General features: G+C 65.7%; 21 protein-coding genes. 14 read left to right on the top strand and 7 right to left on the bottom strand.

Going from position 1 to position 25,970, the window contains the following annotated elements; translation table 11 throughout:
• Positions 1–28 precede the first annotated feature (28 nt).
• Entirely contained in the window at positions 29–484 is a 456-nt protein-coding gene (locus tag C1A13_RS08390; RefSeq protein ID WP_101550993.1) for a hypothetical protein, read from the bottom strand.
• A gap of 152 nt (positions 485–636) precedes the next feature.
• Between C1A13_RS08390 and yunB the strand changes: the two genes are divergently transcribed.
• From yunB to C1A13_RS08330, 12 genes are all read left to right on the top strand, one after another.
• Entirely contained in the window at positions 637–1,332 is a 696-nt protein-coding gene (gene yunB / locus C1A13_RS08385) for a sporulation protein YunB (protein ID WP_101550991.1), read from the top strand.
• A gap of 55 nt (positions 1,333–1,387) precedes the next feature.
• Positions 1,388–3,370 (top strand): NAD-dependent DNA ligase LigA, encoded by a 1,983-nt coding sequence (gene ligA / locus C1A13_RS08380; protein ID WP_101550989.1) that lies wholly within the window; start codon positions 1,388–1,390, stop codon positions 3,368–3,370.
• A 106-nt stretch (positions 3,371–3,476) separates the two neighbouring features.
• A complete protein-coding gene (locus tag C1A13_RS08375; protein WP_146021706.1) occupies positions 3,477–10,781 on the top strand; it encodes a GH36-type glycosyl hydrolase domain-containing protein in 7,305 nt (2,434 codons plus the stop codon).
• A gap of 88 nt (positions 10,782–10,869) precedes the next feature.
• Positions 10,870–12,150: an EF-P 5-aminopentanol modification-associated protein YfmF gene (gene yfmF, locus C1A13_RS08370; protein WP_101550984.1), complete on the top strand. Its 1,281-nt coding sequence runs from the start codon at positions 10,870–10,872 to the stop codon at positions 12,148–12,150.
• A 1-nt stretch (position 12,151) separates the two neighbouring features.
• A complete protein-coding gene (yfmH, locus tag C1A13_RS08365; protein WP_101550982.1) occupies positions 12,152–13,438 on the top strand; it encodes an EF-P 5-aminopentanol modification-associated protein YfmH in 1,287 nt (428 codons plus the stop codon).
• An 18-nt stretch (positions 13,439–13,456) separates the two neighbouring features.
• Complete coding sequence (gene lgt, locus C1A13_RS08360) at positions 13,457–14,599, top strand: prolipoprotein diacylglyceryl transferase (RefSeq protein ID WP_101550980.1); 1,143 nt, start codon at positions 13,457–13,459, stop codon at positions 14,597–14,599.
• The gene (gene folD, locus C1A13_RS08355) at positions 14,580–15,422 is read left to right on the top strand and encodes a bifunctional methylenetetrahydrofolate dehydrogenase/methenyltetrahydrofolate cyclohydrolase FolD (RefSeq protein WP_101550978.1); all 843 of its coding nucleotides are present in this window, start codon (positions 14,580–14,582) and stop codon (positions 15,420–15,422) included. The genes lgt and folD overlap by 20 nt, the downstream gene beginning before the upstream one ends.
• 139 nt (positions 15,423–15,561) lie before the next feature.
• On the top strand, positions 15,562–15,873 hold the full coding sequence (rplU, locus tag C1A13_RS08350; protein ID WP_101550976.1) for a 50S ribosomal protein L21: 312 nt from the start codon (positions 15,562–15,564) through the stop codon (positions 15,871–15,873).
• A gap of 29 nt (positions 15,874–15,902) precedes the next feature.
• A complete protein-coding gene (gene rpmA / locus C1A13_RS08345) occupies positions 15,903–16,160 on the top strand; it encodes a 50S ribosomal protein L27 (RefSeq protein ID WP_101550974.1) in 258 nt (85 codons plus the stop codon).
• Between the two features lie 101 nt (positions 16,161–16,261).
• Positions 16,262–17,533, top strand: a complete 1,272-nt coding sequence (gene obgE, locus C1A13_RS08340; RefSeq protein ID WP_101550972.1) for a GTPase ObgE — start codon at positions 16,262–16,264, stop codon at positions 17,531–17,533.
• 12 nt (positions 17,534–17,545) lie between these two features.
• Positions 17,546–17,947, top strand: coding sequence for a Mini-ribonuclease 3 (locus tag C1A13_RS08335; RefSeq protein ID WP_101550971.1), 402 nt, complete (start codon positions 17,546–17,548; stop codon positions 17,945–17,947).
• Between the two features lie 10 nt (positions 17,948–17,957).
• A complete protein-coding gene (locus C1A13_RS08330; protein ID WP_101550969.1) occupies positions 17,958–18,830 on the top strand; it encodes a YitT family protein in 873 nt (290 codons plus the stop codon).
• 121 nt (positions 18,831–18,951) lie between these two features.
• Here C1A13_RS08330 and C1A13_RS08325 read toward each other — a convergent pair whose 3' ends face one another.
• Positions 18,952–19,191, bottom strand: a complete 240-nt coding sequence (locus C1A13_RS08325; protein ID WP_146021705.1) for a hypothetical protein — start codon at positions 19,189–19,191, stop codon at positions 18,952–18,954.
• A gap of 242 nt (positions 19,192–19,433) precedes the next feature.
• Here C1A13_RS08325 and C1A13_RS08320 point away from each other — a divergent pair, with 242 nt between their 5' ends.
• Positions 19,434–19,979 (top strand): NADH peroxidase, encoded by a 546-nt coding sequence (locus C1A13_RS08320; protein WP_101550966.1) that lies wholly within the window; start codon positions 19,434–19,436, stop codon positions 19,977–19,979.
• Between the two features lie 105 nt (positions 19,980–20,084).
• Positions 20,085–20,237 (top strand): hypothetical protein, encoded by a 153-nt coding sequence (locus C1A13_RS14895; RefSeq protein WP_158595521.1) that lies wholly within the window; start codon positions 20,085–20,087, stop codon positions 20,235–20,237.
• Positions 20,238–20,282: 45 nt separating this feature from the next.
• On the opposite strand, the gene C1A13_RS08315 is transcribed toward C1A13_RS14895, so the two are convergent.
• The 5 genes from C1A13_RS08315 to C1A13_RS08295 form a co-directional block, all read right to left on the bottom strand.
• A complete protein-coding gene (locus tag C1A13_RS08315) occupies positions 20,283–20,885 on the bottom strand; it encodes a TIGR04100 family radical SAM protein (protein ID WP_101550964.1) in 603 nt (200 codons plus the stop codon).
• Entirely contained in the window at positions 20,885–21,433 is a 549-nt protein-coding gene (locus C1A13_RS08310) for a TIGR04002 family protein (RefSeq protein ID WP_101550962.1), read from the bottom strand. Before C1A13_RS08310 ends, C1A13_RS08315 begins: the two co-directional genes overlap by 1 nt.
• Before the next feature lie 3 nt (positions 21,434–21,436).
• The gene (locus tag C1A13_RS08305) at positions 21,437–22,285 is read right to left on the bottom strand and encodes a pyridoxamine kinase (RefSeq protein ID WP_101550960.1); all 849 of its coding nucleotides are present in this window, start codon (positions 22,283–22,285) and stop codon (positions 21,437–21,439) included.
• A 244-nt stretch (positions 22,286–22,529) separates the two neighbouring features.
• Positions 22,530–24,749 carry a thiamine pyrophosphate-dependent enzyme gene (locus C1A13_RS08300; RefSeq protein WP_101550958.1) on the bottom strand — a complete coding sequence of 740 codons (2,220 nt, stop codon included), beginning with the start codon at positions 24,747–24,749 and terminating at the stop codon, positions 22,530–22,532.
• Entirely contained in the window at positions 24,749–25,843 is a 1,095-nt protein-coding gene (locus C1A13_RS08295) for a 2-oxoacid:acceptor oxidoreductase family protein (RefSeq protein ID WP_101550956.1), read from the bottom strand. The genes C1A13_RS08300 and C1A13_RS08295 overlap by 1 nt, the downstream gene beginning before the upstream one ends.
• Between the last annotated feature and the right edge of the window lie 127 nt (positions 25,844–25,970).

The raw sequence follows: 25,970 nt of genomic DNA, 5'->3' as shown, positions 1-25,970 counted from the left end.
CTCTAAAAACGGACGCCCGACCGGCAGGTCAGGCGTCCGTTTTCGTTTTCCGGGCGATTTCGAGCGCCTCCGCGAAGGAGAGCCGCTTGGTGAGCGCGTCGAGCTCCGGGCTGGCGATCCAGTCGGGATGGGAGCAGTCCCCGAATTTGACCGTGTGCACGACGGTCCCGCGCGCGAGGCATTCGTTGTGGGGCACGCCGGGGACGGTGACCGCCCAGCCGCCGGGCGGGAGCTCCCGCAGGCGCGCCGTCCCCTCCCGGTATTCGGCGAAGACGACGCGGCCCTCCTGCACGATCACCATCTCCCTCAGGGCGCTGTGGGAATGGCTGTTTTCCCACACCGGGCCGCCCGTATTCTCGCAGCGGATATAGCTGCTGCCGTCCCGCCCCGTGAGGCGGAAGCGGACCTCGCCGTTTTCCATCCGCTCGTGGTTGGCTGTGATCCCGAACTCCGCGAGCTCCCGTTCGTTCAGCTTTTGCGGCATGGCGTTCCCTCCTTTTTCTTCCATCCTAGCACGAAACGCCCGGTTTGTCACCCAAAGCGGAGGGATTTAGCCGGATTTTCCGTCTGCGAGAACGTTTTGGCGCGGAGCCGAATACATTAATAGATAGACGCATACGGAAAGGGGGCGGCGCGGTGAAACCGATCACCATCCGCATCAGCCGCCGCAAGCTGCGCGCGCTCAAGATGCTCGCGGCGGGGATGCTGATCCTGCTGGCGGCCTTCTGGGTGGACGGGCGCATCCGGCCGCTCGTCTCGACGGTGTCGACCTACCAGTCCAAGCTGGTGGCGACCCGCGCGGTCAACGACGCGGTGCTGCGGGTCATTTCCGAGGAAAACATCACCTATGGGAAGATCATGAACGCCGTGCTCGATGAGAAGGGCAAGGTCACGACGGTCACCACCAATATGGTTGCCCTCAACCGGCTCAAGGCGGAGATCAACAACGCGGTCAGCGACGAGCTCCAGAAGGGGATCGAACAGCCGATCGACCTTCCGCTGGGCACCCTGCTCGGCGGGCATTTCCTGTCGGGGCGGGGGCCGAGCGTCCAGTTCAAGGTCGTGCCGATGGGCTACACCGAGACGCAGATCTACAACAAATTCCAGTCGGCGGGCATCAACCAGACGCTGCACCAGGTGATGGTGACGGTCAACACCCGCGTGGCGGCGATCCTGCCCCTCTATACGGTCGAGACGGACGTCTCGACCGACATCTGCATCGCCGAAACGGTGATCGTGGGGGAGGTGCCGCAGTCGTTCACCGATATCTCGGGCGACAACCGCGGACTCATCGACAAGGTCAACGATTACGGCCTGAAAAATGTGGATTGAGACGGGGATTTGTGATAGAATAACAGGGAACGATACCGAACTGGAGGAAGACGGCATGGACCGGAAAACGGCGGAAAACCGGGCGGGCGAGCTGCGCCCGATTTTGGAAAGATACAGCTATGAGTACTATGTGCTCGACAACCCCTCGATCAGCGACTATGACTACGACAGGCTGCTGCACGAGCTGCTGGACATCGAGACGGAATTCCCCGAGCTCGCGACGGAGAACTCCCCGACGCGGCGCGTCGGGGGCATGGCGCTCAACACCTTCGCGCCGGTGCGCCACGAGGTGCAGATGGGCTCCTTGCAGGACGTTTTCGACACGGCGGACATCGCCGCCTTCGACGCACGGGTGCGCGAGACGGTGGCGGACCCCGTCTACATCGTCGAGCCGAAGATCGACGGGCTGTCCGTCTCGCTCGAATACCGGGACGGCGCCTTCTGGCGCGGGTCGACGCGCGGGGACGGCGTCACCGGGGAGGACGTCTCGGAGAACCTCAAGACGGTCGGGTCGATCCCGATGACCCTCACCGAAAAGCTCCCCTTCCTCGAGGTGCGCGGGGAGGTCTACATGCCGCGCGCGAGCTTCGACCGGGTGGTCGCCCGGCAGCTCGAAAACGAGGAGGAGCCCTTCAAAAACCCGCGCAACGCGGCGGCGGGCTCCCTGCGGCAGAAGGACAGCCGCGTCACCGCGCAGCGGGGGCTGGATATCTTCGTCTTCAACATCCAGCGGATCGAGGGGAAGACCCTCACCGGCCACAAGCAGTCGCTCGACTACCTGGCGGCGCTCGGCTTCAAGGTGATCCCCTCCTATAAGGCGTTCACCGACATTTCCGACGCGATCGCGGAGATCGGGCGGATCGGCGAAAACCGCTACGAGTTCCCCTTCGACATCGACGGCGCGGTCATCAAGGTCGACGACTTTACAGAGCGCGAACAGCTCGGCGCGACGGCCAAGTTCCCCCGCTGGGCGGTCGCCTTCAAATACCCTCCCGAGGAGAAGCGGACCACCCTGCGCGAGATCGAGATCCGCGTGGGGCGCACCGGCGCGCTCACGCCCACGGCGGTCTTCGAGCCGATCACGCTGGCGGGCACGACGGTGAGCCGCGCGGTGCTCCACAACCAGGACTTCATTAACGAGAAGGGGATCGCCATCGGGGACACGATCGTCGTGCGCAAGGCGGGCGACATCATCCCCGAGGTCGTCTCGGTCGCCTTCCACCAGCCGGGCGCGCCGGTCTACCGGATTTCCAACGTCTGCCCCTCCTGCGGCAGCATCGCCGAGCGGGAGGAGGGGGAGGCGGTGCTCCGCTGCGTCAACATGGCCTGCCCGGCGCAGGTGGCGCGCAACCTTGTGCATTTCGCCAGCCGCGACGCGATGGACATCGACGGCCTCGGCCCGGCGATCGTCCACCAGCTGCTGGAAAGCGGACTCGTGCATTCGGCCGCCGACCTCTACACTCTGGAAAAGGAACCGCTCGCCGCCCTCGAACGGATGGGGAAGAAGAGCGCGCAGAACCTGCTGGAGGCGCTCGAGCGGTCGAAATCCCGCGACCTGTCGCGGCTGCTCTTCGCGCTGGGCATCCCGGGCATCGGGCAGCGGTCGGCGCAGCTGCTGGCCCAGCGGTTCGGCAGCATGGACGGGGTACTCTCCGCCACGGCGGAGGAGATCGCCGGAATCGACGGCTATGGCGGCATCATGGCGCAGAGCGTCGCGGATTTCTTCGCGCTCGGCCAGAACCGCGCGCTCATCGAGCGGTTCCGCTCCCTTGGGCTCAACATGCTCTGCGAGACGGCGCCCGCGGCGGACACCTTCGCCGGGAAGACCTTCGTGCTGACCGGCACGCTGCCGTCGCTGACCCGCAGCGAGGCCAAGGAGATGATCGAGGCGGCGGGCGGCAAGGTGAGCGGAAGCGTCTCGAAGAAGACCGACTACGTCGTGGCGGGCGAGGAGGCGGGCAGCAAGCTCACCAAGGCGCAGAGCCTGGGCGTGGCGGTGATCGACGAGGCGGGCCTGCGGGAACTGCTCGGACAATAACGGACGGCCAAGGGCCGCCGGGGAAAACCCCGGCGGCCTTTTCTGCATGTTTGGGGGCCTTCTGGTAAAAATATCTGCGAACGATAAAAGAAATGGCGGTTTGCAGATGGACGGGAATAAACGGACGATGATCGAGGAACGGGTGCGCGCGGCCGCGCGGGAGGTCCCGCGCGGCGGGGCGCGCCGGATCGCGCGCGGGCTGCGGCGGGAGCTTTCGAGCCTGCGCGCGCGGTTTTCCGCCCTGCGGGAGACCTGCGCGCCCGAGGGCTGGGAGCAGTGGCTTTCGGATAATTTCTACGCGCTCGAGGCGCACGCCAAGCAGTCGCTGCTCGACCTGCGCGGCTGCCGAAAGCGGAGCGCGCCGCTGCTCGGGCTCTATCTACAGCTTGAGGCGGTCTTTGCCGACGGGGAGATCCCGATCGGCATGGAGGAGGTCCGCGCGGCGCTTACGGCCGCGAACGAGCTTTCCGAGCTCGGGGAGCGTCAGCTGGAATTCACCTACACCGCGCTCAAATGCGTCCTGCTGCACGCGGCGGCGGACGCCTGCGCGGGGGAGCGGGATTCCGCAGGGCGGGAGCGCCTCCTCTCCTACGCGGTCACCGGGCTGACGGCGGTCTACGAACTCGATTTCGACGCGCTCACCCGTTCGGTGAGCGCGGTCGAGCGCATCTTTGAAAAGGACCCCGCCGGGGTCTACCCGCGCATGGCGGAGCAGTCCCGGCGGCACTACCGGCAGATCGCCGCGCGCATCGCAAGATATACCGGCGCGGCGGAAAGCGCCGTTGCGCGCGACATCCTCATCTGCGCCGGGGACGCGAAGGGGGAGCGGGAACGCCACGTCGGCTACTATCTGCTCGGGCACGACCCGCGCGCCATCCGCGCCCGGCGGCGCGGGCGCGCGGCGCTCCTGCTCTCCTGGGCGCTGCCGCTGGCCCTCTGCGCCTTTCTCTGGGCGGGCTTCGGTCCCGCCGCCGCGCTGCTCGGGTACCTGCCGCTCGTCGAGATTGTGCGGGTGCCGGCCTCCTCGCTGGCGATGCGCGGCGTCCCGGCGGGGCATATTCCGCGCGTCGAACTGACCGAGCTGCCGAAGACGGCGGTCGCCGTGACGACCCTGCTGCCCGCCGCCGACAAGGCGGACGGGCTGCGGAACCGGCTGGAGCAGCTCTACTTTTCCAACCCCGCCGAAAACCTCTTTTTCTGCGTGCTCGCGGATTTCGGGGAGGACCGCCGGCCCTTCAGCCCGCAGGACGGCCCCCGGATCGACGCCGCCAAACGGGTGATCGAAGAGCTGAACCGCCGGTACGGCGGCCGGTTTTTCCTCTTTGTGCGGCGGCGGGTCTACAGCCCGACGCAGAACGCCTACTGCGGCTGGGAGCGCAAGCGGGGCGCAATCATCGAATTCATCCGCTTTGTGAAGGGCGGGGAGACGCCTGTGGCCTGCTTCGCGGGGGACCGCGAGGCGCTCGGGAACCTCAAATACCTCATTGCGCTCGACGCGGACACCAACCTCTCCTTCGACGGCGCACGCCAGCTGCTCGCGGCGGCGGAGCACCCGCTCAACCGCCCGGTGATCGGCAAACACAACGCCGTCGCCGCCGGCTACGGCATCCTGACCGCGTGTATTGGCACCGATTTGGAGTCTGCAAAGGCGACGGACTTTACGCGTATCATGGCGGGCGCGGGCGGCATCTCCTCCTATGAGCAGGAGTGCAGCGACTTCTATCAGGACCTCTTTGGACAGACGGTCTTTTCCGGCAAGGGACTCATCGATATCGACGTCTTCCACGCGGTCGTCGGGCGGCGGTTTCCCGAAAACCGCGTGCTCAGCCACGACATCGTGGAGGGCGCCTACCTGCGGGTGGGGCTCCTCTCCGACGTGGAGCTCACCGACGGGATGCCCACCAACGCGCTCTCCTGGTTCACACGGCTGCACCGCTGGATCCGCGGCGACTGGCAGAACCTGCCCTTCCTGCGCCGGACGATCGTGCTGAACGGCTCCCGCCGCCCCAACCCGGTCGGCCCGCTTGCGAAATACCAGCTCCTCGACAACCTCCGCCGCTCGCTGACGCCGGCGGCGGCGCTTTCCTGCGTGGCCGCGGCGGCTTTTCTGCCGCAGGGGACCGCGCTGCTGCTCTGCGCGCTGGCCTTCCTCTCGGGCGCGCTCGCGCCGCTTTTGGGCGCGGTGCGCGCCATCGTAAGCGGCGGCCGGTTCGCGTTGATCCGTCGCTATTTCGCGCGCACGCTGCCGCGCGTCTTCGAGCTGCTGGGGCAGGCGCTGCTCGGCACGGTCATGACCGCCCAGCAGGCGGTCGTCGCCCTCGACGCGGCCTGCCGCGCCCTCTGGCGGATGGCGTTCTCCCACAAGAACCTGCTCCAGTGGACGACCGCCGCGCAGGGGGAGACGCGCGACGCGGGGGTGCTCGCCGTGCTGCGGAGAAGCTGGCTTTCCGAGCTCATCGGCCTCTGCCTGCTCATCTTCGCGCCGCCGCAGAGCCTCGTCGTCAAGCTCTACGGCGCGCTCTTTCTGCTCTACGCGCCCGTCGCGGCGGCGACCGCCCGCCCGACGCCGGAGGTCAAAGCGCTGCCCGGCCGCGTCCAGCGGGAGCGCCTGCTCTCCCTCTGCGCCCAGATGTTCCGCTTCTACGAGGACTATGCCGGGAAGGAGAACCACTACCTGCCGCCCGACAACGTCCAGGATTCCCCGGTGGAGGCGGTGGCGCGGCGCACCTCGCCGACCAACATCGGCATGATGCTGCTCTCGATGCTCGCGGCGCGCGATCTGCACCTGATCGACACCGAGGGGCTCTACACCCGCATCGAGCGGACGATTTCGACGATCGAAAAGCTCGAGACTTACCGGGGAAACCTCTATAACTGGTACGCGACCGACGACCTGCGGGTGCTGCCCGAGCCGTTTGTCTCGGCGGTGGACAGCGGAAACTTCCTCTGCGCGCTCGTCGCGCTGGGGGAGGGCCTGCGGGAGTACGCCGCGCAGGAGCCGCGGATGGGGGAGCTTGTCGGACGCGTGGAGGCGCTGCTGGAACGGACGGATTTTTCCGTCTTCTACAACCGCCGCCGCAAGCTCCTGACGATCGGCCTGGACCGGAACGGCAATCCCTCCGGCTCCCACTACGACTTCCTCATGAGCGAGGCGCGCACCGCCAGCTATTACGCGGTCGCCACCCGGCAGGCGGGACGGCGGCACTGGAGCGCGCTCGGGCGCGCGATGTCCCGCTGCGGCCCCTACGCGGGGCCGGTCTCCTGGACGGGCACGATGTTTGAATATTTCATGCCCCATCTGCTGCTGCCCGCCTACGACGGGTCGCTGCTGGGCGAGGCGCTCCACTACGCGCTCTACTGCCAGAAGCGGCGCGCCCGCCGCGCTGGGGTTCCGTGGGGGATCAGCGAGAGCGGGTATTTCGCCTTCGACCCGCACTTAAACTACCAGTACAAGGCGCACGGCGTGCAGGCACTGGGGGTGAAGCGGGGGCTCGACCGGGAATGCGTCGTCGCGCCCTATGCGACCTTTCTGGCGCTGCCCTTCGACCTTGACGGCGGGATGAAAAACCTCGACCGCCTCGAGGCGCTCGGCATGGCGGGAAGGTACGGCTTCTATGAGGCGGCCGACTTCACGCCCGGGCGCGCCCCGGCGGGAGGCTTTGCGGTGGTGCGCTCCTATATGGCGCACCATGTCGGCATGAGCATCGTCGCCTGCGCGAACGCGCTGCTCGACAACGTCATGCAGAAGCGGTTCATGCGCGACCACGCGATGGGTTCCGCCAGGGAATTTTTGCAGGAAAAAATATCAAAGGATGCGGTGGTGTACGACCAGATGAAACCGGAAAACGACCAGCGGCAAAAGCCCGCGCCCGAGGGCGCACCCATCGTGCGGGAGGGGCTCTCCCCGCTGTCGCCCGCCTGCACTCTGCTCGCGTCGGGGCTCTGCTGCCATCCGCTCTCCGAGACGGGGAACGGCTGGCTGCGCTATGGGGACTGCGACGTGACCCGCCGTTCCGACGACCCGCTGCTCCACCCGCAGGGGATTCTCGCCCTTGTGAAGGCGTGCGGCGAGACGATCTCGGCCACGGCCGCGCCCTTCTGGCAGGAGGGGGTGGCGCACCGCTGCGAGTTCACGGCGGACGGCGCGTCCTACCACGCCCGGAAGGGGGAGATCGAGCTCACCCAGCGGTTCACCCTAGACGCGGTCCGTCCGGTGGAGCGGTGCGCGCTGACCGTCCGCAACCACACCGCGTCCAAGGCGGTCGCGCAGGTCTGCTTCTACTTCGAGCCGGTGCTCGCCCAAAACAGCGAATACGCCGCGCATCCCGCCTTCTCCAAGCTCTTTCTGCTGGGAAGCCGGGACGCGGCAACCGATTCGGTCAGTTTCTTCCGCCGCCACCGGGACGGCTCGGATGGGCTCTTCCTTTCGGCGGGGCTCGCGGAACGGATCCCGTTCGACTGCTGCCTGCGCCGGGAGGAGATGACCCCCTATCCCGAGGGGCTCCAGAACCTGCTGCATTTCGACGCGCTGCCCTTCGGCGGCCAGACCGCCACCCCCGACGGCTGCTGCGCCCTCCGCCTGACCCTCACCGTCCCGGCGCGCGGGGAGGCGGCGGCGACGCTGCTGCTCTCCTGCGGGCCGTCGCTCGCCGAGAGCGCGGGCAACCTCGCGGCCGCGCGGGAGGAGCGTTCGGCCCCCGCGCCCTCGCCGCTCATGGGCGATTCGATGGCCGCGCGGTTCGGTCTGCGGCTGCTGCCGCAGATGCTCTTCGGCGCGGACTGCGGCGATGCGGCGCGCGCCGCCCTCGCGGAGAACACCCGCGGGCAGGACGCGCTCTGGTCGCTGGGGATTTCGGGCGACCGGCCCGTCGTCCTCTACGACTGGGGCGCCGAGCCGGATTGGGCGCGGCTGTCGGCCTACCTGGAGCTCTGGACGATCATGCGGCTGCACCGGCTGGAATTCGACCTCTGCGTGCTCGGCGCGCCGGAGAATCCGCTTCCGGAGGGCGTGTACCGGATTCCGCGGGAGGTCTCCCGGGAGGTGCTCACCGCCCTCAGGGCCGCCGCCTGCCACACCGCGTCCGACGCGCGGGAGCCCGCCCCGGCCGAGTGGAGGCCCGCGCCCATCCTGCACGCCGAGCCGGCGGAGATCCCGCAGGACCCCAACCGGTTCGACGTGGTGGGCGGGGCCTACCTCGGGGAGGGCTTCTGCGTCGAGCGGGTGACGCCGCTGCCCTTCTCCCACGTGCTGGCAAACCCGTCGTTCGGGTGCCTCATGCAGGACGCTAGCCTCGGCAACACCTGGTGGCAGAATGCCCGTGAATGCAAGCTCAGTCCCTGGCGCAACGACATCGCCTCGGGTAACGACGGCGAACGCCTCCTGCTGAAGCTGGGGGAGGAGATTTACGACCTGGTGAACGGCGCGCGCGCCTTCTTTTCCCCGTCGGAGGCCCGCTGGAAGGGGCGCGCGGGGGACCTTTCGACGGAGGTGCGCGTGACGGTATCCGACGCGGGGAGCGCAAAATTCCTCGATGTGACGCTGGAAAACGAGAGCGACGGGGAGGTGGAGGCCATCTGCGCCTATGTGATCGAGCCGGTGCTGGGCGTCAGCCGGCAGACGGCGAAATATATCCGGTTCGGGCAGCTCGACGGCTGCCTGACGCTGCATAATCCCTATCACGCGCAGCTTCCCGCCTGGATGGCGGTCCGCGTCCCGGACGGGCATCCGAGCCACACGACCGACCGCGCCGCGTTTTACGCGGGGGACTGGTCGCCGCGGGAGCTGCTGCCGAATAACGACCCCATTGCGGGCACGGTGGTGCGCAAGCGCCTGCCGCCCCGCCGGCGCGAGTCGATCCGCTTCATCCTCACGGCGGCCGCCGGGGAGGCGGCCGCCGCGCAGCTCGCTGGGCGGCCGCTGCCGCCCTCCGGCGGCTCCGGCCGCCGCTCGATCTCAATCTCCACCCCGAGCGAGCCGCTCGACCGCTTCATCAACACCTTCGCGCCCCACCAGATCCTCGCGGGGCGGCTGTGGGGCCGGTGCGCCTTCTACCAGTGCTCGGGCGCCTACGGCTTCCGCGACCAGCTGCAGGACGCGGGCGCCTACCAGCTGCTCGACCCGGAGATCGCCAGGGAGCAGATCGCGCGCTGCTGCGCCGTGCAGTTCCCCGAGGGGGACGTGCTCCACTGGTGGCACGCGCTACCCAGCGAGACGCGCGGGGTGCGCACCCGCTTTTCCGACGACCTGCTCTGGCTGCCCTACACCGTCTGCGGCTATGTCGAGGCGACGGGCGACCGGGAGCTGCTCGACCTCGAGATCGCCTTCTGCGAGGGGGAACCGCTCGCGGAGGGGGAACAGGAGCGTTACCAGGCGGTGCAGCAGTCGGAGGAAAAGGCGACGGTGTTCGAGCACTGCGTGCGCGCGATCGAAAAGGCGAGCAATTTCGGGGACAAGGGCATCCCGAAGATCGGCTGCGGCGACTGGAACGACGGGTTTTCGGGCGTCGGCGCGGGCGGGCAGGGGCAGAGCGTCTGGCTCGGGATGTTCCTCGCCGTGGTGTGCGGGCGGTTCGCGCCGCTCTGCGCCGAACGCGGGGACGGTTTCCGCGCCGAGCTTATGAAGGGCACGACGGCGCTTCTGCGCCAGAACCTCGACAAATCCTGCTGGGACGGAAACTGGTACCTGCGCGCCTTTTACGACGACGGGACCCCGCTCGGCAGCCATAAGAGCGAGGAATGCCGCATCGACCTGCTCTCCCAGAGCTTTGCGGTCTTCGCGGGGATGCCCGACGCTTCGCGCGTGCAGACGGCGCTCGACTCCGCGCTCGACCGCCTTGTGGACCATGAGGGGCGGATCGTGAAGCTCTTTACGCCCCCCTTCGACCGCTCCGACCACAACCCCGGCTATATCAAGGCGTACCCCACCGGCATCCGGGAAAACGGCGGCCAGTACACCCACGCGGCCATCTGGCTCGCGCTCGCGCTGCTGGAGGCGGGCCGCGCGGAGGAGGGCTGGCGGCTGCTCGACATGCTCAACCCCGCCTCCCGCTGCACCGACGCGGCGCTCGCCCAGAGCTACAAGACCGAGCCCTACTACCTCGCCGCCGACATTTACACCCACGCCGGGTGCTGCGGCCACGGGGGCTGGAGCATCTATACCGGCGCGGCGGCGTGGTACTACCGCGCGGTGGTCGGCGGACTGCTGGGACTGGGCTTCCACGGCGGGGCGCTCACCCTTTCGCCCCGCCTGCCCGAAAGCTGGAACCGTTTCTCGGCTACGGTACGGGAGGGGGAGGCGACCTACGCGATCGAATGCTCCCGGACGGGGAAACGGACGCTCACGGTGGACGGGAATCCGGCGGAGGAAATCCCGCTCGACGGGGCGAGCCACACCATTTTGTTAACGATTTAAAAACGATGGAAAAAAGATGGCGCGCGCGCGGGTTTTTATGGTATAATAACTTCTCGTAATATAGAAATATCCCAAAGGAGATCATCGAATGAACGACCGCTTCCAACGGGAATCCATCGGCGACGGCGTCTGGTTCAGCAGCGTCACCGATCCCAAATTCAAACACAACCGCATCTCCGCCAACCTGCTGGTCGGGCTGGAGAGCGAAACGGCCTCGGTGAACGCGGCCCTGCCCTTTATCCTGCGGCGCGGCTGCCGTTCCTGCCCAGATTTTACCATGCTCAACCAGAAGCTGTGCGAGCTCTACGGCGCGTCCCTCTCCTGCGACGTGTCCAAGTTCGGCGGCTACCAGGTGCTGGAGCTTTCGATCTACGGCATCGACGACCGCTTCACCCTCGATAACGCCCCGCTCGCGCGCGAATGCGCGGCGCTGCTCTGCGACGTGCTGCTCGACCCGAAGCTGTCGGACGGCGCGTTCGACGAGCAGGACACGGCGCTCGAGCGCCAGCAGCTCGTGGACACGATCGAGGGGCAGATCAACGACAAGCGCCTCTACGCGCTGACCCGCTGCAAGTCGCTCATGTGCGCGGGCGAGCCGATCGCGGTCGACAAATACGGCTCCATCCCCGACGCAAAGGCGATCACCGCCCGCTCGGCGGCGGAGGCCTACCGCCGCGTCGTCGAAACGGCGCAGGTGGAGCTCTTCTTCGTGGGCAGCGGCGACCCGGCCGAGGCGAAGGAGACCTTCCGCAAGGCGTTTTCCGGAATCCGCCGCAGCCCTGCCGCGCTCGAAAAGGTCCAAACGGCCCTGCGCGCCGACAGGGTCCGCGAGCAGACCGACGAGATGGACGTCGCGCAGTCCAAGCTGGTGATGGGCTTCCGCACCGGCGAGATTAAGGACCGCCGCGCCTTCGGCGGCATGCGCATGATGGTCGCGCTCTTCGGCGGCACGCCGACCTCGCGGCTCTTCACCTACGTGCGCGAAAAGCTCAGCCTCTGCTACTACTGCGCCGCGCGGTTCGACCGTCTGACCGGGCTCATGTTCGTCGACAGCGGCGTGGAGAAGCAGAACGGGCGGAAGGCCTACGACGAGATCCTCCGCCAGCTCGACTGTGTGCGCAGGGGCGAATTCACCGACGAGGAGCTCACCGCCACCCGCCTGCTCATGCAGACCTCCCTGGAGGCGGTCGGCGATTCGCTCAGCGCGACCGAGGAGTGGTACCTCACCCAGATCGTGGGCGGCGCCCAGTACTCGGCCAAGGACGAGAGCGCCCTGCTCGACGAGGTCACCCGTGAGGACGTGATCGCGGCGGCCGGGCAGGTCACGCTCGACACGGTCTATTTCCTCACAGGAAAGGAGGCGGAGTAAGATGGATCAGCAGATTGTCAAATCCGCGCGGCTCGGGGAGGAGATGGTGCGGATCAAACACCGGTCCGGCCTCAACATGCTGCTCTGCCCGATGAAGGGCTACTCGACCGCCTACGCGACCTTCACGGCCAACGTGGGCTCGGTGGACACCGGCTTCAAGACGCAGGACGACGCGGAGTTCGTCGACGTGCCGGAGGGGATCGCGCATTTCCTCGAGCACAAGATGTTTGAAAACGAGGAGGGGGACGCGTTCGAGCGGTACGCCAGGACGGGCGCCTCGGCCAACGCCTATACCTCCTTCGACAAGACCGCCTACCTCTTCGCCTGCACCGGCAACTTCGAGCAGTCGCTCGAGATCCTGCTTGACTTTGTGCGCCGCCCCTACTTCACGAAGGAGTCGGTGCAGAAGGAGCAGGGGATCATCGGGCAGGAGATCCGCATGTACGACGACGACGGCGACTGGCGGGTGCAGTTCAACCTGCTCGCCGCGCTCTACCACAGGCATCCGGTGCGCATCGACATCGCCGGCACCGTCGAGTCGATCTCCAAGATCGACCACGAGCTGCTCTACCGTTGCTACCGCACCTTCTATAACCTGAACAACATGGTGCTCTGCGTGGCGGGCAACTTCGACGTGGACACCGTGCTGAAGGTCGCCGACCGGGTGCTCAAGCCGGATGAGAAGCCGGTGGAGATCGAGCGCCGCACGGTCGATGAGCCGGACGGCGTCTGCAAGCCGCTCGTCGAGCAGAAGCTGTCGGTCGCCACGCCGCTCTTCGAGTTCGGCTTCAAGGGCCGCGCCGGCGCCCCCCGGGAAAACCTCAAAAACCAGGTGCTCGACGAGCTGCTCGCCGACATCATCGCGGGGGAGGCGTCGCCGCTCTACCGCCGCATGTACGACGCGGGCATCATCAACGCGACCTTCGGCAGCGAGATCATGGCCGGGCGCGACTATATGTGCGCGATCTTCTCGGGCGAGAGCCGCGAGCCGGAACGGGTCGCGCGGGAGATCAAAGAGGAGATTGCCCGCATGAAGCGGGAGGGGATCGACGAGCGGATGTTCGAACTCTGCCGCCGGGCCACCTACGGGCGCTATATCGGCATGTACAGCCGTGTGGAATCGGTGGCGGGACTCATGGCCGCGACCTATTTTGCGGGCGTCGACGACATCTATTCGCTGCTTGACATCGTGGCGGACGCGACCGTCGAACAGCTCACCGAACGGCTGGAGACCGCCTTCGATGAGACGCGGTCGGCGCTTTCGATCGTGCGGCCGCTCGACGAATAAGCGGGGGAGGCTGACAGCATGGACTTTTACAGGCACGCGGTCTCCTTCCCGGGGCTTGGCATCGGGGAGTTTGAGATCAACCAGACCGCCTTTACGATCCCCGGCATCGACTGGCCGATCCGCTGGTACGGCGTCATTATCGCGGCGGGGTTCCTGCTCGCGATCCTCTATATCCTGAAGCGCACCCGCACCTTCGGCCTCGACGCCGACCGGGTGCTCGACGTCATCATCGGCGCGGTCATCGGCGGGATCGTCGGCGCGCGCCTCTACTACGTGATCTTCAGCTGGGAGATCTACGCGGACGACCCGATCAGCGTCTTCTACCTCTGGAAGGGCGGCATCGCCATCTACGGCGGCGTGATCGGCGGATTTCTCGTGGGCTACCTCATCTGCCGCTGGCGGAAGGTGAAGTTCCTGCCCATGGCCGACCTCGCGGTCGGCGGGCTCATCCTCGCGCAGTCGATCGGCCGGTGGGGCAACTTCGTCAACATCGAGGCGTTCGGCTCCAACACCACCGCCCCCTGGGGGATGGCGGGCCCGGCGGTCCGGCAGTACCTCGCGAGCCACCAGGCGGCGCTCGCCGCGCAGGGGGTGGTCGTCGACCCGTCGCTTCCGGTGCACCCGACCTTCTTCTACGAGTCGGCCTGGTGCCTGCTCGGGTTTCTGTTCATCGCGTGGTATACCAAACGCCGCCGGTTCGACGGCGAGTTGGCCCTCGTCTATGCCGCGTGGTACGGCGCGGGCCGCGCCGTCATCGAGGGCCTCCGGACCGACAGCCTCATGTGGGGGAGCGTCCGGGTGTCGCAGGCGCTCGCGGTCGTCCTTGTGATCGCCGCGCTGGCGGTCGAGGTCTGGGTGCGCGGGCGCATCCGCGCGCACGCGGGGGCCCCCGACTATCTGAAGCTCTATGTGGATACCGAGGAGGGACAGGCCGTGCTGGCCGGGACCTTCTATCAGCAGGCGGAGGCGAAGGCGCCCGAACCGTCGGAGGCTTCGGGGGCGGGGGAGGAACCCGCTTCTCCGGAACCTTTGGAGACGGGCGCGGACGCGTCCGAAGAGGCGGCGACCGCCGGGGGACCGGCGGGGGACACGCCCGAGGAAAACGAGGAACCCGAGACGACCGATGGGGAGGACGATGAAGATGCAGGCAAAGCTGATTGATGGAAAGGCGGTAAGCGCCGCGCTGCGCGAGCAGCTCAAGGAGGAGGTCGCTGCGCTGGCGGAGGACGGCATTACGCCGGGGCTCGCCGTGGTGATCGTCGGGGACGACCCCGCGTCCAAGGTCTACGTGCGCAACAAGAAGAAGGCGTGCGAGGAGCTGGGGCTCCACTCGGAGGAGTACGCGCTGCCCGCGGAGACGACGCAGGAGGAACTGCTCGCGCTCGTGGATAAACTCAACAAAAAGCCGGATATCGACGGCATCCTCGTGCAGCTCCCGCTGCCCGCCCACCTCGACGAGAAGGCGGTCATCGAGGCGATCTCGCCCGACAAGGACGTGGACGCGTTTTCCGCCGTCAACGTCGGAAAGATTATGATCGGCGACTACAAGTTTTTGCCCTGTACCCCGGCGGGCATCATGGAGCTGATCAAATCGACCGGCATCGAGGTGAAGGGCAGGGAGTGCGTCGTCGTGGGGCGCAGCAACATCGTCGGCAAGCCGATGGCCATGCTCCTGCTCCACCAGCACGGCACCGTCACGATCTGCCACAGCCGCACCGCCGACCTGCCCTCCGTCACCCGGCGCGCCGACATCCTCGTCGTCGCGGTCGGCAGGGCGAAGTTCGTCACCGCCGACATGGTGAAGCCCGGCGCGGTCGTCATCGACGTGGGAATGAACCGCGACGAGAACGGCAAGCTGTGCGGCGACGTCGACTTTGCGGAGGTCTCCGAGGTCGCGGGCGCGATCACGCCGGTGCCCGGCGGCGTCGGCCCCATGACGATCACGATGCTGATGAGGAATACCATCACCGCCGCCAAAAAGTGAGAGAAACGCCTGAAAATACCTCTCGTCCCTTGACATGGGAGCCCCGGTATGCTAAAATATCACTTGCCGCATGTTTCAGGCTATAAGTGCGCCCATACGCCGCCTGACCGCAGCGAGTCTATTGAAATGAGGAAACAGAATGTACGCAGTCATTTGCACAGGCGGAAAGCAGTATCGCGTTTCTGAAGGCGATGTTGTTTTTATCGAGAAGCTCGACGCCGAGGTTGACGCAACCGTGAATTTCGACCAGGTCCTCGCAGTCGGCAAGGACGACGGCGTGGTCGTCGGAGCCCCCACCGTGGCGGGCGCGACCGTGACCGGCAAGGTGCTCAGGAACGGCAAGGCCAAGAAGATCACCGTCTTCACCTACCGTCCGAAGAAGGGCTCCGCCCGCAAGCTGGGCCACCGCCAGCCGTATACGAAGGTCGAAATCCAGTCGATCAAGGCTTAATCGTAGAAAGGAAAGCAGAGGTGTTTTAAATGGCACATAAAAAAGGTGTAGGTTCTACCAAGAACGGACGCGATTCCGAATCCAAACGCCTTGGCGTGAAGCGTGCTGATGGCCAGTTCGTGCTTGCCGGCAACATCCTCGTCCGCCAGAGGGGCACTCATATCCATCCGGGCACCAACGTCGGCAGGGGCTCCGACGACACCCTCTTCGCCCTGAGCGACGGGAAAGTGAAATTCGAGCGCCTCGGTCGCGACCGCAAGAAGGTCTCGATCGTTCCTGTCCAGTAATCATTTTTGCAGCAAGTCCCGAGTGGAAACACTCGGGATTTTTGTTCTTTATTGGGGCATCCTAAATCCATCACACCCGGACCGAAGACAGGAGTAAAAGCATGTTTGTTGACAAGGTAAAAATCCGCATCAGGGCGGGGGACGGCGGCAACGGTGCCGTGGCGTTCCACCGGGAAAAATATGTCGCGGCGGGCGGACCCGACGGCGGGGACGGCGGGCGCGGCGGAAACGTCGTGTTCCAGGCGGACACCAACCTGTCCACGCTCGTGGACTTCAAGTACAAGCGCCGCTTCTTCGCGGAAAACGGCTCGCCGGGCGGCGGAGGCCGCCGCAGCGGCAGAAACGCGCCCGATCTCGTCATCCGCGTGCCGCGCGGGACCGTCGTGCGGGACGCGGCCTCGGGACGGGTCATGGCCGACCTGTCGGGGGAGGAGCCCGCGGTGGTCGCGCGCGGCGGTAAGGGCGGCTGGGGCAACAGCCACTTTGCCACCCCGACCCGCCAGTGCCCCCGCTTCTCCAAGCCGGGGCTGCCCGGCGAGGAGTACGAGGTCGAGCTGGAGCTCAAGCTGCTGGCCGACGTGGGTTTGGTGGGCTTCCCGAACGTGGGCAAGTCGACCCTGCTTTCGATGGTGTCGGCCGCCAGGCCGGAGATCGCCAACTACCACTTCACCACCCTCACGCCGGTGCTCGGCGTCGTCAAGGTGGCGGAGGGCAAATCGTTCGTCATGGCGGACATCCCCGGTCTTATCGAAGGGGCCAGCGAGGGGGTCGGGCTCGGGCACGAGTTCCTGCGCCACGTCGACCGCTGCCGCCTGATCGTGCACGTCGTCGACGTGTCCGGCTCGGAGGGCCGCGATCCCGTCGGCGACTTCGAGTCGATCAACGCCGAGCTTGAAAAGTTCAATCCCGAGCTCGCCTCCCGTCCGCAGATCGTCGCCGCCAACAAGACCGACATGGCCTCCCCCGAACAGCTCGCGGCCTTCCGCGGCTACATCGAGGAAAAGGGATATCCCTTCTATGAGATCTGCGCGCCGATCGGGGAGGGGATCGAACCGCTCGTCTACGCGATCTCTCAGAAGCTCGACACCCTGCCTCCCATCAGGGAATACGAGGTCGACCATGTCCCGCTTGAGGAGCGGGAGCGGCTCGCCCGCAACGTCTTCGACATCCATGTGGAGGACGGCGTCTACATCGTCGAGGCGGACTGGCTGATGCCCGCGCTCGGCATGGTGGATATGGACGACTACGAGAGTCTCCAGTATTTCCAGCGGGTGCTGCGCCAGAGCGGCATCATCGACAGGCTCGAGGAGATGGGCATCCAGGAGGGCGACACGGTCAGCATCCTCAATTTTGAGTTTGAATACATCAGATAAAGGACGGCTTTTATGCTCGATATGAAACCGCAGGAACAGAATCCGAAGCTCTTAAGCCCGCTGACCCTCGCCTTTCTGGGGGACGCGGTCTATGAGCTGTGCGTGCGCCAGCGGGTCGTGGCGGAGGGCAACCGCCCCGTCAACGACATGCACCGCAAGGCGGTGAAGCTCGTCAACGCGGCGGCCCAGTCGGACGCGTTCGAGCGCATCTCAGGCGCGCTCACCGAGGAGGAGCTCGCCGTCTACAAGCGCGGGCGCAACGCCAACGCCACCAGCTCCCCCAAGCACGCGGCGCTCGCCGATTACCGCCGCGCCACCGGCGTGGAGGCGCTCTTCGGCTATCTCTATCTCAAGGGCGAGACGGAGCGCATCGGGGAGCTTTTCGACCTGGCCTGCGCCGCGGCGGAAGGGTAGGGGGATCGCGTTGGAGAGAGCGGGACTGCGCAAAACGCTGTGGGAACTGCTGGTGGAGCTTGCCTTCGACGGGGTGGGCAGCTTTGCCTTCGCCGTGGGGATGCAGATGTTTATCGCCCCCAACCAGATCGCGCCGGGCGGCGTGAGCGGCCTTGCGGTGGTGCTCAACTACCTGACGCAGGTCCCGATCGGCGTCTGGTCCTTCTTCATCAATATCCCGCTGCTGCTGGTCGGGCTCCGGTTCCTCGGCAGGCGGTTCGCCCTGCGCACCCTCAAGACGGTGGTCGTCCTGTCCGTCATGATCGACTACGCCGCCGCGCCGCTGCCCGCCTACACGGGCGACCCGCTGCTTGCCGCGCTCTTCGGCGGCGTGCTCATGGGCGCGGGGATGGCGGTCGTCTTCCTGCGCGGCTCCACGACGGGCGGCAGCGATATCGTCTCCCGGGTGCTCCAGCTCCGGTATCCCTATATCCCGCTCGGCAGAATCCTGATGTCGATCGACGTGGTGGTCATCCTCATTTCGGCGGCGGTCTTCGGGCGCATCGAAACGGCCCTCTACGGCATGGTGGCGGTCTTTACCGCCTCCAAGGTGATCGACGGCATCCTCTACGGCATGGATACCGGGAAGCTCATCTACGTCATGTCGCGGGACTCCCAGACGATCGCCAAGCGGGTGATGGCGGAGCTGGAACGCGGCTGCACCCTTCTCAAGTCGACCGGGGCGTTCACACAGAGCGACGCGCAGGTCCTGCTCGTGGCGGTGCGCCGCCAGCAGTACCATCCGCTCAAGAAGATCATCCACGAGGTCGACCCCGCGGCCTTCATCATCGTGACCGATTCCACCGAGGTGATCGGGCTGGGCTTCAAGCCGATCACCGGATAAAAAGAGGGCCGGCCGCACGCGCGGCCGGCCCTCTTTGAAAAACAGCGAGGGAAAGCCCCCGGATCTGCCGCGCGCGGCGGGATATCCGGGGGCTTTCGGCGCTCTATCAGACGAAATGGCCTTAGTCGGACAGCTCGTTACGGTTCTTCTTCGCCTGGGAGGATTTCTGGTTGTTGTTGGAGGAGCTGTTCTGCTCGTTGCTGAAACGGTTGGAGGAGTTATTCTGCTCGTTGCTGAAACGGTTGGAAGAATTGTTCTGCTCGTTGCTGAAACGATTGGAAGAATTATTCTGCTCGTTTCTCAGGCTGTTCTGTTCGGAACGGTTGTTGTTCTTCGCCATGGTCATTTCACCTCTTTTCAATTAGTGTACTCTTATTATTCGGAAATTCGGACGGTTTATTCCATGCAATGATCGGCAATGGCAGAAAATCCCCGGCGGGTTGGAAAAAAGTTTACACGGAAACGGAAAGATATTCAGAAAGATTTGTTATCATTTTCTCTGGAATTTTCCAAAAGGGCTTGACTTAACTATACTGTTGTGGTATAGTTAACCAGGGTTAAGAAAACCGCACTTGAAATCGAAATTGACAGGAGGATATGACGATGAAAAAGTTTGTTTGCACCATTTGTGGATATGTTCATGAGGGGGACACCCCGCCGGAGTTCTGCCCGCAGTGCAAGGCGCCCGCTTCCAAGTTCGAGGAGCAGAAGGCCGATTCCCTGACTTGGGCCGATGAGCACCGTGTCGGCGTCGCGGCCGGCGTGGACCCGGAGATCGTTGAGGGCCTGCGCATGAACTTCACCGGCGAGTGCTCCGAGGTCGGCATGTATCTGGCGATGGCGCGTCAGGCGCACCGCGAGGGCTACCCCGAGATCGGCCTCTACTATGAGAAGGCCGCCTACGAAGAGGCGGAGCACGCCGCGAAATTCGCCGAGCTGCTCGGCGAGGTCGTCTTCGCGGACACCAAGAAGAACCTCGAGCTGCGCGTGGCCGCCGAGAACGGCGCCTGTGAGGGCAAGAAGAAGCTCGCCACCCGCGCCAAGGAACTCGGTCTCGACGCGATCCACGACACCGTCCACGAGATGTGCAAGGACGAGGCGCGCCACGGCTGCGGCTTCCAGGGCCTGCTCAACCGCTATTTCAAGTAACGGCATAAACATAAAAGCGGCGGGATTCCCGCCGCTTTTATTCGTATATCCGGGGCCGGCGGAGGAATCCTAATGGAAAGAAATCCTGAGAGGGAGGAATCTCCGTTGGCAAAGAAGGCAAAGCTGCCCGACGGCCCCGCCGAGCGGGTCGAGGCGCAGAACGAAGGAATCCGGCCGGAGAGCAACCATCACGCGGCCAACCAGAACCAGCATCACAACGTCAAGAAGGAAGCGCTCGGACCGAACACCCGGCGCTGAAAAAAGGCGGCCTCCGGTTCCCGGAGGCCGCCTTTTTCTGCGTTTCTAGTCGGAAAAATGCCGGATGCGCAGCGGGATGCCCAGCCGCGCGGCCGTCTGCTTGCAGATTTCGATCTCGTCGGGGGGGATGACGTCGACGATCGAAAATTTGACGGCTGGGACGTACCGCTTGCAGTCCACGGCGAACTGTAGCATCGCGTCGTAGGCCGCGGGCCCGAAGGAGGGGCGGCAGACGGCGTTGTATTTTTCCGCGTCGGAGGTGTTGAGGCTGACCGATACGGCGTCCACGAGCCCCTCAAGCAGGGGGGCGGTGGGTTTGCCGTGGATGAGGTCGCCCAGGCCGTTCGTGTTGACGCGGATCTTCACGCCGCCCACGCCGCGCAGGTACCGGCAGACGGCGAGCAGGGTGTCGAGCGCGCACATCGGCTCGCCGTACCCGCAGAAGATGACCTCCTGATAGGCGGAGAGGTCGTAATCCCCAAAGGCCGCGAGGACCTCTTCGGCGGTGGGGTCGTGGTCGAGCCAGAGGCTTTCGGCCGTGCCGAGCCCCTCCTTTTGGGAGCGGATGCAGAAGGTGCAGCGGCAGGGGCATTTGTTGGTCAGGTTGACGTAGAGGCTGTCGCCGTATACATAAAGGATATCTTCCATCACTCGTTCCCCCTGTAAAGCCCAAGCTGTTCTTTCACATTCAACCTGTCGAGCGCGAACGCCGCGAGCAGGAAGACGACCGCGCTTCCGCCCGACTGGACGACGCCCCCCCACAGGGTGACGAGCGGCGCGAGCCAGTTGCCCGAGAAGAGGGCCTCGGCGACGTAATAGCCGGCGTTGGAGACGATCCCCGCGAGCAGCAGGGCGAGCAGGTTGCGCCCGCAGAGGAGCTTTGGGGATTTCGCCGTGAACCAGACGGCGGTGAGGGGCTTGATGATCATCGTGGGGATCATCCAGACCGGGACGCCCGAGACGAAATCCGCGAGCCCCCCGCCGATCGCCGCCGCCGCGCAGGCGTAGGGCATCGGGAGCAGGCCGGCCGCCAGATAGATGAAGGCGTCGCCGAAGTGGATGTAGCCGCCGTTGACGCCGACGGGAATGTGGAAGAGGTAGGCAGTGGTCAGCGTGATCATCGCCGCGAACATCGCGCTGGCTGTCAGCAGCTTATAGGATCTGCGGCTCAGGGCCGCCGAATTCGGACTTGTCATCGTTTATCCTTCCTTTCCGATCAGCAGGTCGAGATGGTTTTCAAAGGGGACGCCTTCGTTGGGATCGGTGCCGTCGGCCTCCGCGTCGGAGATCGCGGCCTCGAGCAGGCGGGCCGCCTTTTCCAGCGCGGCCTCCGCCGTTTCGCCGCGCACCAGCCCGCCGCAGAGAACCGAGGCAAGCAGGTCCCCGGTGCCCGAAAAGCTGCGTCCGCTGCCGACGCTGCGGTTGCCCACCGAGAAGCGCCTGCCCGTCCGCGCGTCGAAGCCCGCGTTGCAGATCAAATCCCCCCGGTGCACGCCGGTGACGATCACCGTGCGCGGCCCCATGCCGGCGAGCCGCTCGGCCAGCTCCCACACCGGCTCGAGGCTTTGCGCCCGCGCGACGGACGCATAGTCGCCGTCCGCCAGGATGCAGGCCTCGGTGAGGTTGGGGGTGATGACGTCGGCGCGCGCGACAAGGGATTTGAGGGAGTCGCACATCGTCCTGCCGAAGACGGGGTAGAGCTTGCCGTTGTCGCCGAGCACCGGGTCGACGAGCAGCAGCGTCCCGGACAGGTAGAACCGGTCGAGAAACCGCTCGACCATCCGGACCTGCCGCGCTCCGCAGAGAAAGCCGGTGTAGACGCCGTCGAAACGGACGCCGCGCTTTTCCCACTCCCGGGTGAAGGCGTCGAGGTGCCGCGACAGGTCGACGCATGCGTAGCTGGGAAAGCCCGTCTGGTTGCTGAGCACCGCCGTGGGCAGGGGACACGCCTGCACCCCCATCGCGGATAAAACGGGGACCGCCGCCGTCAGCGAGCATTTCCCCAGCCCGGAAAGATCGTGGATCGCCGCCACCTTTGGAACCGCCATGCCTCCGCCTCCTATTCACTGGTTCCATCATACCGCAGGCTGCCGCAAAAGGGAAACGGCGCGGCAATGCCGCGCCGTCCCGGCGGGACTGTGAAAACCGCACTTCTTCGGCGTGTTCATATATGACAAATTTGTGGAATCTCACGGGAATTCAGACGCCGCGGCCGCACCCGGAAAGCGGCATGGCAAAACTGCACAAAAAGGGCGGCGGGAAACCCGCCGCCCTTCGTGCGATTGGTAGAAACTAGAGCAGTTCACAGTCGTTGCGCGCCTTGAGGCGCAGCCAGCGGTGGTCGATCTCGTTCTGGATGGCCTGCACGACGTCGGCGTACCGCTCGTTCATGAGGTGTTTGGTGCGCCCCATCATCCCCAGCCAGTCGGCGGCGGGGAGCTTCTTGCCGGCCGCCTCGGGGTCGTAGGTGATTTTGGTGATGCCGCGCTCGACCTCGTAGAGGGGGAAATAACAGCAGTCGACGCCCGCCTGGATGACACGGCGTTCGGTGTTCGGCTTGTCGCCCCAGTTGAGCGGGCAGGCGGAGAGCGCCTTGAGGTAGGCCATGCCGTGCTCGGCGGCGTAGGCCTTCGCCTTCGCGGCCTTCTTGAGGAAGTCGGCCGGGTTGCATTCGGCGACCGTCGCGACATAGGGGATGTTGGTGGCCGCCATGATCATCGGCGTGTCCTTGTGGAAGAAGTTTTTGCCGTACTGGTTGGGGCCGACGTGGGAGGTCGAGCTCTTTGCGCCCATCGGCGTCGAGTAGGAGAGCTGATAGCCGGTATTCATATAGCCGCCGTTGTCGTACTCGAAGAGGATGAGGTGATTGTTGCGCAGCGCGGTGCCGATGGCGGAGCCCATGCCGATGTCCATGCCGCCGTCGCCGCTCACCATGACGAAGGTGATCTCCCCCTCGGGCAGCTCGCCCCGCTTCTGCCGCTGGCGGCACATCTCGACGAGCCCGGCGAGGGTCGCCGCGCCGTTCTGGAAGAGGTTGTGCACGTAGGGGACGCGGAAGGAGGTCTTGGGGTAGGCGGTCGTGACGACCATGCCGCAGCCGGTCTGGAAGAGCAGCACGACGTTGCCCTCGATGCCGCGCAGCAGGAGGTTCACGTTGACGGGGATGCCGCAGCCGGGGCAGGCGCCGTGGCCGGGGGCGAGGCGCTTGGGCATGGCGGTCGTCTCGTTGACGCGGCCGCCCCTGACGACGGCCTTGCCGTCCTCAAAGACGCAGGTGGTGAGCCCGGGGGAGGCGGCCTCCCCGGTGATCGGCGCGAAATACTGCTGGTTGTCCACCTGCTCGCCCGGATAGCTGCCGAGATAGTCGAAGGCGGGGGCTTTCGCATCATAGCAGCTTTCGATCATCCGCTCGGCGTCCTCGACGTAGAAGTCGAGCCCCCCGAGGCCGTAGACGCGGCTGAGCACCCGCGCGGAAACGCCCGCGCGCTGGAGCGCGGCGCGGATTTCGAGGCTCATGTTGCCGCCTTCTGCGCCGTAGCTGTCCTGCCGGTCGCCGACGAGCACGGTTTTGGCGTTTTTACAGATCGCGGCGAGCTCCTCGCCGGGGAAGGGGCGCAGCACGTTGGTCGTGAAGACGCCCACCTTTTTGCCCTGCGCGCGGAAGCGGTCGGCCGCGACCTTGGCGGTGTGGTAGCTCGAGCCGAGCAGGAAGAGCAGCACCTCCGCGTCGTCCGCGAGGTAGCTTTCGGTTCGGCAATAGGCACGGCCGGAGAGCTTTTCATATTCCGCGAAGATCTCGGGAATCGCCTCGCGCGCCTGCTCCATCGCGAGGTGGAGCTGGAACTTGTTGTTGATGATGTCCGGCTCGTTCATATAGGAGCCGATCGAGACGGGATGCGCGAGGTCGAGGGCGCTGTAGGGCGCGTCGTATTTCCCGACGAACGCCTGCACGTCGGAATCCTCCTCGAACACCTCGCAGCGGCGCTTCTGGTGGCTCGTGAAGAACCCGTCGAACGCGACGATGACGGGCAGCTTCACCCGCTCGGCGAGCTTCAGCGCGCAGATGTTGAAGTCGTAGACCGCCTGCGGGGAGTTGGCGAAGAGGATGACCCAGCCGGTGTTGAGGGTATACATGATGTCGCTGTGGTCCCCCTTGATCGACAACGGCCCCGAGACGGTGCGGCAGGCGACGTTCATGACCATCGGGAAGCGCGTGCCCGACTGGACGGGCAGCTCCTCGAGCGCGTAGAGCAGGCCGTTGGCGGAGGTCGCGTTGAAGACGCGCCCGCCGCCCGTCGACGCGCCGTAGCAGATGCCGGCGGCGCTGTGCTCGCCCTCGGCGGCGATCAGCGAGATGTCGTGCTCGCCGTCCGCCTTCATCTGGTCGAGGAATTCGGCGATCTGGGTGGAGGGGGTGATGGGGTAGTAGCCCATCACATGGTAGTTGATCTGCTTGGCGGCGTAGGCCGCCAGTTCGTTACCGCTGTCGAAAAGCACCCGCTGTTTTTTCATCACACAACCCCTCCGTCCACACGTTTTTCATTGAGGAAGCTCTCGCTCGTCACCCACGAGTTGGGCCCCGCGTCCTCGAACTCCATCTGGTCGACGATGAGGTCCTTGTTGCGGACGAACCACTTCTTGTCCGGATGCTCGCGCTCGAGCCCGGCGACGAGCGCCTCGGTCGGGCAGACGTCGACGCACCGCAGGCAGCCCTTGCAGTGGTGGTAGTCGAGCCCAGTGTTGACCATCGCCTTGCGGCCCTTGTACTCGCCGGGCCGGAACTGGAAGACCATGTCGGGGCAGGTGGTGTCGCACAGCCCGCAGTTGATGCACTTCTCCTGGATGAAGAGGGGGATATACCCCTCGCGGGAGGCGGACAGGTCGTTGGACACGGAACTGCCGAACCGGGGGTTCACGCCGCCGAGCGGCGCGTTCCGGTAGCCCCATTTGTCTCGTGCCTCGGTGTAGGGGACGGCGGGGAAGCGGCCGTCGTCGGAGAACTGGCGGGAGACGCCCTCGGCGTAGCCGCGGCGGATGCCCTCGAGGTTCTGCTCGCAGAGGGCGGGGTACTTTTTGCCGATCGTCTCGCGCGCGAGGGAGAGCGCCGCGTCGAGCGGGATGAAGCCGGAGGCCCTGACGATCGCGCCGAGCATGACCATGTTGACGCGCGACTTGCAGTCCATGGCGATCTTCTGCGCGTCGACGCAGGTGAGCTCGCCGGCGTGCAGCTTGAGCCGCTCGCGCATTTCGTCGGGGGAGGCGCCGGTATTGACGATCACGCGCGTCTCCTCGGTGACGCCCGCCGTCACCGGCAGCTTGCCCGCCATCGCCTCGTGGAAGAGCCCGAGGATGTGGGGGGATTCGATGGGGCTGTTGACGCGCAGGTCCATGTCCTGCTCGCACCAGCGGATGAAGGCCTTGACGGGGGAACCGCGTTTTTCCGAGCCGTAGCTCGAAAAGGACGCGGAATTGAGCCCCAGATAGACCGCGCCGAGCTCGCCGAGCATCTTTCCGCAGAGGTTGGCGCCCAGCCCGCCGATGCTTTCCAGCCGGATCTCGTAATAGCCGTAGTCGTTTTTGACTGGAAGAACCGTCTTTTCGTTCATTTGCTCACTCCATTCGTTTGCAGGGATGGTTACATTATTTGCCTCTTTCCCGAAAGTATGTATCGGTGGGGAAGGAATCCCCGCCGCGGGATGAAAATACAGAAAAATTGGCGAACTTTCTTGTAAA

This window comes from Anaerotruncus massiliensis (ex Togo et al. 2026), assembly GCF_900199635.1.
Lineage (GTDB): Bacteria > Bacillota > Clostridia > Oscillospirales > Ruminococcaceae > Anaerotruncus > Anaerotruncus massiliensis.
The sequence above is the reverse complement of the archived record's forward strand: the minus strand, read 5'-3'. Positions and strand labels throughout refer to the sequence as shown.